At 65.9% G+C, this 12,205-nt stretch carries 13 protein-coding genes; 5 read left to right on the forward strand and 8 right to left on the reverse strand.

Going from position 1 to position 12,205, the window contains the following annotated elements; translation table 11 throughout:
- Nucleotides 1-9 precede the first annotated feature (9 nt).
- Entirely contained in the window at nucleotides 10-600 is a 591-nt protein-coding gene (locus ACCQ13_RS02105; RefSeq protein ID WP_104603840.1) for a thioredoxin family protein, read from the forward strand.
- Between the two features lie 286 nt (nucleotides 601-886).
- Here ACCQ13_RS02105 and ACCQ13_RS02110 read toward each other — a convergent pair whose 3' ends face one another.
- A complete protein-coding gene (locus tag ACCQ13_RS02110) occupies nucleotides 887-1,375 on the reverse strand; it encodes a MarR family winged helix-turn-helix transcriptional regulator (protein WP_104603841.1) in 489 nt (162 codons plus the stop codon).
- Nucleotides 1,376-1,496: 121 nt separating this feature from the next.
- On the opposite strand from ACCQ13_RS02110, the gene hppD reads away from it, so the two are divergent.
- The 3 genes from hppD (at nucleotide 1,497) to hmgA (ending at nucleotide 4,510) form a co-directional block, all read left to right on the forward strand.
- Nucleotides 1,497-2,612 (forward strand): 4-hydroxyphenylpyruvate dioxygenase, encoded by a 1,116-nt coding sequence (gene hppD / locus ACCQ13_RS02115; RefSeq protein ID WP_208800438.1) that lies wholly within the window; start codon nucleotides 1,497-1,499, stop codon nucleotides 2,610-2,612.
- Nucleotides 2,613-2,767: 155 nt separating this feature from the next.
- Nucleotides 2,768-3,160, forward strand: a complete 393-nt coding sequence (locus ACCQ13_RS02120) for an endonuclease domain-containing protein (protein WP_104603843.1) — start codon at nucleotides 2,768-2,770, stop codon at nucleotides 3,158-3,160.
- A 36-nt stretch (nucleotides 3,161-3,196) separates the two neighbouring features.
- Complete coding sequence (gene hmgA, locus ACCQ13_RS02125) at nucleotides 3,197-4,510, forward strand: homogentisate 1,2-dioxygenase (RefSeq protein WP_104603875.1); 1,314 nt, start codon at nucleotides 3,197-3,199, stop codon at nucleotides 4,508-4,510.
- A gap of 26 nt (nucleotides 4,511-4,536) precedes the next feature.
- Here hmgA and ACCQ13_RS02130 read toward each other — a convergent pair whose 3' ends face one another.
- Genes ACCQ13_RS02130 through ACCQ13_RS02155 form a run of 6 tightly spaced genes read right to left on the reverse strand, consistent with a single transcriptional unit; the run spans nucleotide 4,537 to nucleotide 10,486 of the window.
- On the reverse strand, nucleotides 4,537-4,962 hold the full coding sequence (locus tag ACCQ13_RS02130; RefSeq protein WP_104603844.1) for a Na+/H+ antiporter subunit G: 426 nt from the start codon (nucleotides 4,960-4,962) through the stop codon (nucleotides 4,537-4,539).
- Complete coding sequence (locus ACCQ13_RS02135; protein WP_104603845.1) at nucleotides 4,959-5,243, reverse strand: K+/H+ antiporter subunit F; 285 nt, start codon at nucleotides 5,241-5,243, stop codon at nucleotides 4,959-4,961. Before ACCQ13_RS02135 ends, ACCQ13_RS02130 begins: the two co-directional genes overlap by 4 nt.
- On the reverse strand, nucleotides 5,240-5,746 hold the full coding sequence (locus ACCQ13_RS02140) for a Na+/H+ antiporter subunit E (RefSeq protein WP_104603846.1): 507 nt from the start codon (nucleotides 5,744-5,746) through the stop codon (nucleotides 5,240-5,242). Before ACCQ13_RS02140 ends, ACCQ13_RS02135 begins: the two co-directional genes overlap by 4 nt.
- Nucleotides 5,743-7,287, reverse strand: coding sequence for a monovalent cation/H+ antiporter subunit D (locus ACCQ13_RS02145; protein ID WP_104603847.1), 1,545 nt, complete (start codon nucleotides 7,285-7,287; stop codon nucleotides 5,743-5,745). Before ACCQ13_RS02145 ends, ACCQ13_RS02140 begins: the two co-directional genes overlap by 4 nt.
- Nucleotides 7,284-7,658 (reverse strand): Na+/H+ antiporter subunit C, encoded by a 375-nt coding sequence (locus tag ACCQ13_RS02150; RefSeq protein WP_104603848.1) that lies wholly within the window; start codon nucleotides 7,656-7,658, stop codon nucleotides 7,284-7,286. The genes ACCQ13_RS02145 and ACCQ13_RS02150 overlap by 4 nt, the downstream gene beginning before the upstream one ends.
- A complete protein-coding gene (locus ACCQ13_RS02155) occupies nucleotides 7,658-10,486 on the reverse strand; it encodes a monovalent cation/H+ antiporter subunit A (protein WP_104603849.1) in 2,829 nt (942 codons plus the stop codon). Before ACCQ13_RS02155 ends, ACCQ13_RS02150 begins: the two co-directional genes overlap by 1 nt.
- Nucleotides 10,487-10,655: 169 nt before the next feature.
- On the opposite strand from ACCQ13_RS02155, the gene ACCQ13_RS02160 reads away from it, so the two are divergent.
- Nucleotides 10,656-11,558, forward strand: coding sequence for an NAD-dependent epimerase/dehydratase family protein (locus tag ACCQ13_RS02160; RefSeq protein WP_159407910.1), 903 nt, complete (start codon nucleotides 10,656-10,658; stop codon nucleotides 11,556-11,558).
- A 105-nt stretch (nucleotides 11,559-11,663) separates the two neighbouring features.
- Here the strand turns inward: ACCQ13_RS02160 and ACCQ13_RS02165 are convergent, their stop codons facing one another.
- Nucleotides 11,664-12,149, reverse strand: a complete 486-nt coding sequence (locus tag ACCQ13_RS02165) for an Mpo1 family 2-hydroxy fatty acid dioxygenase (protein WP_159406545.1) — start codon at nucleotides 12,147-12,149, stop codon at nucleotides 11,664-11,666.
- Between the last annotated feature and the right edge of the window lie 56 nt (nucleotides 12,150-12,205).

The following is a 12,205-nucleotide window of genomic DNA, read 5'->3' on the forward strand; positions in this document are numbered from 1 at the left end:
AGAAACGCGATGCCGATCAAACCGCTTGTCTGTGGCCTGTTGCTGACCGGCCTGCTGGGTGCCTGTGGGCAGCCTGCCGACCAACAGCAGGCCCCGCGGCCGTTGGACACGTCGATGCAGAAGCCGCCCAGTGCCGATCCCAGCCAGCCGGTGTCCTCGGGCAACACGCCCACCGCTGCCGACATCGCCGCAGCGGCGGCGCTCAATGCGCAGTACGACCCCTCGCGCGATCCGGCGGCGGACCTGGAGACGGCCAAGGTCGAAGCCAAGCGCGGCGGCAAGCGCATCGTGCTCAATGTCGGCAACGCCGCCTGCGAGCCGTGCAAGGCGCTGGACGAGGTGATGGGTGGCGATGCGGAGCTGCGCAGTTTCCGCGATGCGAACTTCGTGGTGGTCAAGGTCAACCGCGATGCGGCCAACGAAAACGCCGCGTTCCTGTCGCCGTTTGCTCAGCTCAACGCGTATCCCGCGCTGCTGGTGCTGGACAACGACGGCAAGCTGCTGACCACCCAGGCCGGCCCCGAGCTGCGCAAGGGCGAAGGTTTCGACCGCAAGAAGCTGTTCGATTTCCTCAAACAATGGGCACCGCCGCAGGCCTGAGTGAGCCTCGCGGCGTGGCCTGTGGACGTGCAAGCGTGTGGCTCGACCAGCGTGTGCGATGGTGCGCGGTGTGAGCAGCCCTCATCCGGCGCGTTGCGCCACCTTCTCCCGCGCGCGGGAGAAGGGCAGTGCAGTACGTTGCGCATTGGCCCGAGTGGTCCCTTCCCCCGCTTGCGCGCGGGAGAAGGGCAGTGCGGCACGTTGCGCATTGGCCCAACTGCTCCCTTCCCCCGCTTGCGGGGGAAGGTGCCCGAAGGGCGGATGGGGGCGTGCGCTGCGCGTGCCGTCAGTCCTTGTCGGCCATGCGCGGCAGACCGTCCTTGGCCAGCGTGTCGATCAGGCGTTCCAGCAACTGCTGCTCTTCGGCACTGAAGACCGACATCAGCCGCTGTTCCATCTCGTTGACCAGTGGAGCGACGGTCTCGTAGACCTGGCGCCCGGCCGGCGACAGCGCCAGCATCGAGCGACGGCGGTCGTCGCCGTGGGTCTCGCGGCGGATGAAGCCACGCTCCAGCAGCCGGGCCACCGCGCGGCTCACCGCGACCTTGTCCATCGCCGTGCGATCGGAGACCTCGCTGGCCGAGGACCCCGGATACAGCGCCAGGATGGTGATGACGCGCCACTCAGGAATCGCCATGCCGTAACGATCACCGTAGACCTTGGCGATGTTGCTGCTGATCCGGTTGGACAGCACGCTCAGGCGATACGGCAGGAACTGCTCCAGGTTGAGCAGGACAGGGTGGTGCGGCGGCTGGGGGGCGTCGAGATCGCTCATGTTGCACTGTGTCTTGATTTTGGTTTCATTTGCAACTACAAACCGAAGGTGGCCTGCGCATTCTCGCGGGTCTTCTGCCACTCCGCATAGCCCTGCCGACACCCAGCGTGGAGAAACGACGATGAGCGCACAACCGAACACTACTGCACACCGCCCGGATCCGGGCATGCAGGTCACCACCTTCGACAATCCGATGGGGATCGACGGATTCGAGTTCGTCGAATTCGCCGCACCGGCCGGCCAGGCCGCGCAACTGCACGCCTATTTCCGCCAGATGGGCTTCAGCGCGGTGCTGCGTCACCGCAGCCGCGCCATTACCGTCTATCGCCAGGGCGGGGTCAACTTCCTGCTCAACGAAGACCCCGATTCGTTCGCCGCCGACTTCGCCGCCGCGCACGGCCCCTGCGCCTGCGGGTTTGCGATCCGCTTCCGCACCCCGGCCGAGACCGTGCTGCAGACCGTGCTGGGCAACGGCGGCGAAGCGGTGCAGAACAAGCCCGACACGCGCGCGGTGCCGGCGCCGGTGGTCAAGGGCATCGGCGACTGCATGCTGTATCTGGTGGACCGCTACGGCGCGGCAGGCAGCATCTACGACGCCGACTACGAGGCCATCGACGGGGCCGACCCGCATCCTGCCGGGTTCGGGCTGACCTTCATCGACCACCTCACGCACAACCTGTACTTCGGCAACATGCAGCGGTGGTCGGACTACTACGAGCGGCTGTTCAACTTCCGCGAGATCCGCTACTTCGACATCAAGGGTGCCAAGACCGGGCTGGTGTCCAAGGCGATGACCGCCCCGGATGGCATCGTGCGCATTCCGCTCAACGAATCGTCCGACCCCAAGAGCCAGATCAACGAATACCTGGACGCCTACCAGGGCGAAGGCATCCAGCACATCGCCTGCTTCACCGACGATATCTACACCAGCGTGGAGAAGATGCGCGAAGCGGGGGTGAGTTTCCTGGATACGCCGGATACGTATTTCGACGTGGTGGATTTGCGCATTCCCGAGCATGGCGAAGACGTCGCGCGCCTGCGTCGCAACAAGATCCTGATCGACGCCGACCCGGATACCAAGCAACGCAAGCTGCTGCAGATCTTCACCACCAACTCCATCGGCCCGATCTTCTTCGAGATCATCCAGCGCAAGGGCAATGAAGGCTTCGGCGAAGGCAATTTCCAGGCGCTGTTCGAAAGCATCGAGCGCGACCAGATCAAGCGTGGGGTGCTGTGAGGGCCGGTGAGGTGACGCGGCCGCTGCAGTGGTGAAAGACGTGACGTGTTCGGCCGTATTCCAGGGAAATCTGACCAATCAAAGCAGTGAAGCCGCACGTGCTTAAAGCCCCTCTCCCGACGGGAGAGGGGTTGGGGTGAGGGTACGGTGGAGCGATGAAAATCAAGCCGCCATTGCCTACCGTTGTGCTCACCCATGCACGTGCGTTACGAAAAGAAATGACCGCTGCAGAGCGCACACTCTGGCGCTGTCTGCGAAGCAATCAGCTGCAAGGATTCAAGTTTAGACGTCAGCATCCGATTCCGCCGTACATCGCAGATTTTTGTTGTATTGAAGCTATGTTGATTGTTGAACTAGACGGATCGCAGCATCAGGAATCCTTCGATCAGGCAAGAACGCGGTGGCTTCAATCGAAAGGCTGGATCGTGCTGCGCTTCTGGAACAACGATGTGTTGCTGTCGTTGGATGCGGTAGTCGAGGCGATCGGCAACATCATCGCCACGCCGCACCCTCACCCCAACCCCTCTCCCGATGGGAGAGGGGCTTAATTCCAGCCCCCTCGGGGCCCATTTCGGATGCATGCCATGCAAAACGATCAGCGCTACATGACCGGCTTCGGCAACGAGTTCGCCACCGAAGCGGTGGCCGGCAGCCTGCCGGTCGGGCAGAACTCGCCGCAGCGCGTGGCGCATGGCCTATACGCCGAGCAGTTGTCCGGCACCGCGTTCACCGCACCACGCGGCGAGAACCGGCGCAGCTGGCTGTACCGCATTCGTCCGGCGGCGGTGCACGGCCGTTTCTCGCTGATCGAACAGTCCCGGCTGCACAACGACTTCGGCAGCGGTCCGGTGCCGCCGGACCAGATGCGCTGGAGTCCACTGCCGTTGCCGGCTACGCCCACCGATTTCGTCGATGGCCTGTACACCATGGCCGGCAATGGCAGCCCGGAGGCGATGACCGGCGTTGCCGTGCATCTGTATGCGGCCAATGCCTCCATGCATGATCGGTTTTTCTATGACGCCGATGGCGAGCTGCTGCTGGTGCCGCAGCTCGGCCGGCTGCGGGTGTGCACCGAACTGGGCGTGCTCGACCTGGAGCCACAGCAGATCGGCGTGATACCGCGCGGTGTGCGTTTCCGGGTGGAACTGCTCGATAGTGAAGCGCGCGGCTATGTCTGCGAAAACTTCGGTGGTTTGCTGCGGCTGCCGGACCTGGGGCCGATCGGTGCCAATGGCCTGGCCAATCCGCGCGATTTCCAGACCCCGCGTGCGGCGTTCGAGCAGCGCGACGGTGCGTTCGAGCTGGTTGCCAAGTTCCAGGGCCATCTGTGGCGTGCGCAGATCGATCACTCGCCGCTGGACGTGGTGGCCTGGCATGGAAATTACGCGCCGTCTCGCTACGACCTGCGCCGCTTCAACACCATCGGCTCGATCAGTTTCGATCATCCCGATCCCAGCATCTTCACCGTGCTGACCTCGCCCAGCGACACGCACGGCACCGCCAACATGGACTTTGCGATCTTCCCGCCGCGCTGGCTGGTGGCACAGCACACCTTCCGCCCGCCGTGGTTCCATCGCAACGTGGCCAGCGAGTTCATGGGCCTGGTGCACGGCGTCTACGATGCCAAGGCCGAAGGCTTCGCGCCTGGCGGTGCCTCGCTGCACAACTGCATGAGCGGGCATGGCCCGGATGCGGCCACCTTCGACAAGGCCTCGCAGGCGGATCTGTCGCGCCCGGACGTCATCGCCGAGACCATGGCCTTCATGTTCGAAACCCGCGCCGTGTTGCGGCCCACCCAGCAGGCCTTGCAGGCCGCGCATCGCCAGGGCGACTACCAGCGCTGCTGGGACGGCTTGCGTGCCGGGTTCAAGGCGCCCGGCTTGGGCGCGGCAGACTAGCCCGTCGGTGCGCAGTAGACGAGGACTCAGCGCGGGTCGGACGACGGCCGTTCGTGCTGCCTGGCGGTCTCTGCGTTCTCGCCCACATCCCCCTGCGTGGCCGGCGTCGGCAAGCCCTCCTGCTCCATCTCGCCTTGGTTGGGCACCTCCGGCCGGTCTTCCATCATCAGCGACAGCGCGGCCTTGGCCATCAGGTGGGCGCTGATCGGCGCGGTGATGAACAGGAACACGGTAATCAGCAACTCGCGCGGCTGCGGGTCCGCGCCCAGGAACAGGTGGTAGCCCACCGAGGCCAGCAGCACGCAGCCCACGCCCAGCGTGCTGGCCTTGGTCGGTGCATGCAGGCGCTTGAAGAAGTCGGACAGCTTCACCAGGCCCAATGCGCCGATCAGGATGAAGAAGGTCCCCACCAGCAGCAAGGCGCTGAGCAGGTATTCGGTCAGCGCGATCATTCGACGATGTCCCGCCGTAGTACGTACTTGCTCAACACCACGGTGCTGCCGAAGCCCAGCATCGCGATCACCAGCGCGGCCTCGAAGTAGACCGGCGAATCCAGGTACATGCCCAGCAGCATCAGCTCGGCGATGGCGGTGATGGACAATGTGTCCAGCGCCAGGATGCGGTCGGGCACGGTCGGTCCGCGCAACAGGCGCCACAACGCCATCAGCATGGCCAGGCCGACCGTGTGCATGCAGATGACGATGGTCGATTCGATGAACGTGTGACCGGTCATGGAAAGATCTCCATCAGGGGCTTCTCGTAGCGGTGCTTGATCTCGGCGATCAGCGCATCTGGATTGTCCAGGTGCAGCACATGCACCAGCAGATACTTGCGGTCGTCCGACAGCGCCGCCGAGACCGTGCCGGGGGTGAGCGTAATCATGCTGGTCAGCGCCGCGATACCATGGATGTTGGCGATGTCCAGCGGCACCCAGATGAAGCCCGGGTGGATGCGCGATTCCGGCCCCAGCACCTGCATGGCCACCTTGATGTTGGAACGCACGATGTCGCCGGCGGCCACCAGCAGCATGCGCGGTACCGAGCGCAACGAACCGATGCGCGCGAATTCACGGTCCAGCCGCGCCGCGAAGATCGGTACCACCACGCCCAGCAAGGCGCCCAACACCCATTGCTGCGGGCCGAAGCTGTCGCTGAGCAGCAACCAGAACACAAACACCGTCACGCTCAGCGGGATGGACGGGAAGATCCGACGGCGCCACGACACCGGTGCGTTCATGGCGCCCTCCGCAATGGTGCGCTGGCCTGCACCTGGTCCACATAGGCGCCCGGGTCGCGCAATTGCGCGCCGGCGGCATCGGTGTAGCGCATCAACGGCCCGGCCGCCACGGTCATCGCCAGCAGCGCGGCCAGCAACACCAGCGTGGCGGCGGTTTCCACCGGCCGCATGCGGCCGCGACGCGGCGGTTGCAGTTCGGGTGCATCCTCGGCCGCCGCCGGCACCCGCCAGAACAGGCGCACGCCGGCACGGGTCAGCCCGATCACCACCAGCAGGCTACCGCCCAGGATGGCACCCCAGACCGGGCCGACCAGGCCCGCGGGCACATGCTGCAACAACGCGGCCTTGGCCAGGAATCCGGACAGCGGCGGCAGCCCGGCCACCGCGATCGCGGCGATCAGGAACATGCTGCCCGGAATCGCACGTCCGGGTAGCGGCGCCACCACTTCCTTGCGATCGCTGGCGCTGCCACGCCGTCGCCGGATCAGGTCCGACACCATGAACAAGGCGGCTGCCACGAAGCTGCTATGCGGCAGGTAATACAGGCCCGCGCCGAGTGCGCGCGCATCGTCCAGCGAGAACGCGATGAACAACGTTGCCGCCGAGAACACCACCAGATACGACACCATCACCCGCAGGCGGGATGCCGCCATCACCCCGAAGGCGGCCATCAGCAAGGTCGCAATGCCCAGCCACAGCAGTGCATGCCGGCCGAAACCCTGCAACGCACCGGCGCCGGCGCCGAACCACAGGCTGCACACGCGCAGCGTCGCGTACAGCCCCACCTTGGTCATGATGGCGAACAGGGCGGCCACGGCCGCCGGCGCGCGCGCATAGGTTTCCGGCAGCCACAGATACAACGGCAGCAACGCTGCCTTGCTGCAGAACACCACCAGCAACACTCCCAGCGTGGCCTTGGCCAGCGGCAGGTCCTGTGCCGGCAGCGCGGCGATGCGCTGCGCCAGCTGCGCCATGTTGAGCGTGCCGAACACCCCGAACAGCAGCCCCAGCGCGATCAGGAACAGCGTCGAGGCGCACACGTTGAATACCACGTAATGCAGCCCCACACGCATCTGCAGGCCGCGTCCGCCACTGAGCAGCAGGCCATAGGAGGCGATCAGCATCACTTCGAAGAACACGAACAGGTTGAAGATATCGCCGGTCAGGAAGGCGCCGTTCAAGCCCATCAGCTGGAACTGGAACAGCGCGTGGAAGTGCGGCGCGCGCCGGTCCCAGCCGGCACAGGCATGCAGCAGGCAGGCCGCGCCCAGGATCAAGGTGGTCAACAGCATCCATGCCGACAGGCGGTCGCCCATCAGCACGATGCCCAGCCGCGCGGGCCAGTTGCCCAGCAGATAGACCAGGATCTGCCCGTCGGCGGCGCGTGCGAACAACGCGATCACCGCGATCGCCAGCAAGGCCACGCTGGTCCATGCCACGCTGCGCTGCACACGCGGCCCATAGCGGCGGTGCTCCACGAACAGCGAGGCGCACGCGCCAAGCATCGGGATCAGGATCGGCAGGATCAGCAGATGGTTCATCGGCGTGCCTGCCGGGTATCGATGCCGGTGGCGGCATCTTCATGTGCATCGACATGATCGCTGCCATTGTCGCTGCGGCTGCGGATCGCCAGCACCAGGCTCACCGCCGTCATCGCAAACGCAATCACGATCGCCGTCAGCACCAGCGCCTGCGGCAGCGGGTCGGTGTAGTGCTGCAGATCCGCCGGGACACCTTCGCGCAGTACCGGTGGCTGGCCGCTGCGCAAGCGCCCGCCGGCAAAGATCAGCAGGTTGGTCGCATACGACAGGAAGGTCATCCCCAGGATCACATCGAAGCTGCGTGCACGCAGCAGCAGGTAGATCGCCAATGCGGTCAGGACGCCGATCGCGCTTGCCACTGCCAGTTCCATCAATGCTGCTCCGCGGTGCGTGTCGACCGTTGGGTGGGGTCGATCTCGCCACGCTGCGAGGTGCGCGTGCGAGACGGTTTGATCGTGCCCATCATCGACAGCATCAACATCGCCGCGCCGAACACCACCAGATACACGCCGATATCAAAGCCCAGCGCGCTGGCAAGCTCCAGCTCACCCAGCAGCGGCAATGAAAGGGTGAGGTGCCCGCTGCTCAGGAACGGCAGGCCGAACGCCAGCGCGCCCGCACCGCTCAGCAGGGCGCACAGCAGTCCGATACCGATCAGCCGGATGTAGTCGAAGCCGAAGCGCGACTCCACCGAGGCGGTCCCCTGGATCACGTACTGCATCAGCAACGGCACCGCCAGCACCAGGCCGGCAATGAAACCGCCGCCCGGCGCATTGTGACCGCGCAGGAACAGGAACAACGACACCGTCAGCGTCAGCGGGAACATGATCTGCGCCAGGTCGGCCGGTACCGGCAGCTTGATCGGTGGCCCCGGCATGCTGCGCTCCGGTGCCATGCGCGCGCGCCGCAGCAGCGCATGCACCACCAGCCCGGCAATGGCGAACACGGTGATCTCGCCGAAGGTATCGAACCCGCGGAAATCCACCAGGATCACGTTGACCACGTTCCGCCCGTAAGCCTCGGGCAACGCACGCTGCAGCAGCTCGCCGGCCACGGTGGGGCTGGGCTGGGTCATCAGCGTATAGGACAGCGCGGCCAGGCCGGCGCCACCGATCACCGCAAGGCCGACATCGCGCAGCTGACGCAGCCGCGCGCGTTCCGGTGGCGAACGCTCGGGCAGGTAATTCATCGCCAGCAGCATCAGCACCAGGGTCATCATCTCCACCAGCAGCTGGGTCAAGGCCAGGTCCGGCGCAGACAGCAAGACGAAGGTCAGACTGACCGCCAGCCCGGTGCCGCCCAGCACCAGCACCGCCAGCAGGCGCTGCCGGTACAGGAACAGGCTGCCCAGCGCACACGCCATCATCAGCAGCCACACCATCCAGCCCAGCAGCGGCATCGGCGCCGGAGCGGGCCAGACCGGCAGGGCACCCCCCTGCAGGAACGGCACGGATGCCACCACCACCGCGCTCAGGACCAGCAGCATCAGCATGCGTTGCAGCGAACCGTTGGTCACCGCGTCGGTCATGCGTGTGGTGGCGGCGAACAGGGCGCGCAGATTCCACTGGAACACGGCCTTGCCGGGCGAACGGTTCTGCACCGCGTACAGATCCAGCGTGCGGCGCAATGCGATGTACAGCAACGTGCCGCCGACGATACCCGCGACACTCATCGCCAGCGGCCAGTTGACGCCATGCCACAGCGCCAGGCTGTAGTCGGGCAGGCGCTCGCCGAGGATGGCGCTGGCACCGGCGCGCAGCACCGGCGCCACCGTCCATGCCGGCACGATGCCCACCGCCACGCAGATGACCACCAACACCTCCACCGGAATCTTCATCCAGCGCGGCGGCTCGTGCGGGGTGGTGTCCAGATCGCGCGGGCCGTGGCCGAAGAAGGTGTCGTACACGAACCGCAGGCTGTAGGCCACACCCAGCAGGCCAGCCAGCAGCGCCGCGATGCTGGCCAGCACGCGCATCGATTGCGGCGCGTCGGTTTCCAGCGCCACGGCAAAGAACATTTCCTTGGACAGGAATCCATTGAGCAACGGAATGCCGGCCATCGCCAGCGAGGCGGTGATGGCCAGCGCGCTGGTGAACGGCATCAGGCGGCGCAGGTTGCCCAGCTTGCGCATGTCGCGCGTGCCGGTCTCGTGGTCGATGATGCCCGCCGCCATGAACAACGAGGCCTTGAACACCGCGTGGTTGAGGATGTGGAACACACCGGCCACCACGGCCATCGGGGTGGACAGCCCGAACAGCATGGTGATGAGGCCCAGATGCGAGATGGTCGAATACGCCAGCACGCCCTTGAGATCGTGCTGGAAGATCGCATACCACGCGCCCACCAGCAGCGTGATCGCACCGACGCTGGTGACGGTGTAGAAGAACAGGTCGGTGCCGGCCAGCGCCGGATGCAGACGCGCCAGCAGGAACACACCGGCTTTCACCATCGTGGCCGAGTGCAGGTAGGCCGACACCGGCGTGGGTGCGGCCATCGCCTGCGGCAACCAGAAGTGGAATGGAAACTGCGCGCTCTTGGTGAAGATGCCCAGCAGCACCAGGCCCAGCGCAGATGGATACAGTGGACTGGCGCGGATCACATCACCGGCGGCCAGCACCGCATCCAGCTGGAAGCTGCCAACGATGCGGCCGATCATCAACACGCCGCCGAGCAACGCAAGGCCGCCACCGGCCGTCAGCACGAAGGCCATGCGCGCGCCATCGCGCGCATCCCGGCGATGCGACCAGAAGCCGATCAGCAGGAACGAGCTGATGCTGGTGAGTTCCCAGAACACCATCAGCAGCAATAGATTGCCCGACAGCACCATGCCGAGCATCGCGCCCATGAACAGCAGCAGGTAGGCGAAAAAGCGCGATGCGCTGTCGCGCGCGCTCAGGTAGTAATGCGCGTACATCACCACCAGCGCGCCAATGCCCAGCACCAGCAGCGCGAACATCCACGCCAGTCCATCCATCCGCAGCGAGAACAACAAGCCGATCTGCGGCAACCATGCATGTTCGCTGGCAATCACCTCGCCGCGCAGCACCGCCGGCGTCAACGCGGCGAGCACCAGCAACCCGGCCAACGGCGCGGCCGCAGCCAACCACGCAGTGATCGAACGGGGCGCGCGCCAGGACAGCGCAGCGGCCGCTGCCATCAGCAACGGCAGCGCAAGCAGGATTTCCAGTGAAAAAGGCATGCAGGGAACACGAGATTCGCGAGCAGGCCAGAGAGCTTAACAAACCGTTGACTGACGTCCATGTCAACGCCGACCCTGCGCAGGCGATACCGGCGTGGCCGAACGGCGACGCATCGGCGTGGGGTACTCGGTATGCTGCGGTCATCTTGCGACCGGTGTCTTGCATCCTGTGACCGCTGCCAATCCTGCTCCAACCGCTGCTGCATCTGCGCCCCGCGCCCTGGTTTTTGGCGGGAGCGGACAGATCGGCGAGCGCCTGCTGACACGGTTGCTCTCTGGCGGCTGGCAGGTGACGGCATGGTCGCGCCAGCCGCGCGCGGCGCGTGCGGGCCTGATCTGGCGGCAGGGCGATCTGGCGATGCCGCCAGCGGCGGGCGAGACCTATGAGGCGATCTTCAGTTGCGGGCCGCTGGATCATTTCGCGCGCTGGTATGCGCAAAACCCGGTCGCCGCCGCGCGTATCGTCGCCTTCGGCTCCACCAGCGTCCAGGTCAAGGAACATTCCAGCGATGCGGCCGAACGCGATGTGGCGCAGCGCCTGGCCATCGCCGAACAGGCGCTGTTTTCTGCGGCGCAGGCGCGCGGCGCCACGGCGACCGTCCTGCGTCCCACCCTGGTCTACGGAGCCGGACGCGACAAGACACTGACCCAGATTGCCGGCCTTGCCCGGCGCACCGGCGCCTTCGTGCTGCCTGCCGACGCCACCGGCCTGCGCCAACCGGTGCATGTGGACGACCTGGCCAATGCCGCACTGGCGGTGCTTGCGCAGCCGTCCACCCAGCAACGCAGTTATGCCCTCGGCGGTGGCGAGGTGCTGGCCTATCTGCAGATGGTGGAGCGGGTGCTCGCCGCGCTACCACGGCCCGCACGTCTGTACCGGGTGCCGCCCAGCCTGTTCGGCCTTGCCCTCAGCGTGGCCCAGCGGCTGGGACGCCTGCGCGGGATGAATGCGGCCGCGCTGCGACGCCTGCGGCAGGACCTGGTGTTCGATCTGGAACCGGCACGCCGGGATTTCGGCTACGCCCCACGCGCGTTCCGGCCGCTGCCGGAAGAGCTTGGCATCGGCGAATAAGGCCGCTGCGGCAATCGTGCGCACTGGGCTACGGCAAAGCGTGGAGCGTTTGTGGCCCTGCACCGCCGCGGCTGCCTGCGCAGGATGGCGGTGTCCCAGCCAGCCTCAATAACGCCAGCCCAGCTGGCGATAGAGCTTGGCCAGTACCCAGATCGGCCCGATCAGCAGATAGGTCAGGTCGGTCAGGAAGCTCGGCTTGCGCCCTTCGATCGTGTGCCCGACGAACTGCGCAATCCACGCCACCACGAAGACCGCCAGGCCGGTGGCGAACAGGCCACCCAGCCCGATCCTGGCCTCGATCAAGCGGCACAGGCAGCCGAAGAAGAAGAAGATCCCCAGCATGCCCAGGCCCAACGGACGCGACAGCCGGTTGTAGTACGACCATGCCGCAAACATCGTCAGCGCCGCCCACACCCCGCTACTGAACCAGGTGCCGCCGACCGGGACGCACCAGAGCAGGGCCACCACCGACCACAGGATGGCCGGCACGGCCACTACATGGATGTGCTGATTGGTGGCGTTGCGATGGTCGTCGGAATAGCTGGCGAAATAGCGGTCGATCGCGCGTGCGGTGGTGGTGCGTTCGGTCATGTTCCCTCCCAGGAATGACCCAAGCATACGCGTGCGAACGGCCGAGGTGGCACTGT

This window comes from Xanthomonas sp. NCPPB 1638 (assembly GCF_041475635.2).
GTDB lineage: Bacteria > Pseudomonadota > Gammaproteobacteria > Xanthomonadales > Xanthomonadaceae > Xanthomonas > Xanthomonas cucurbitae.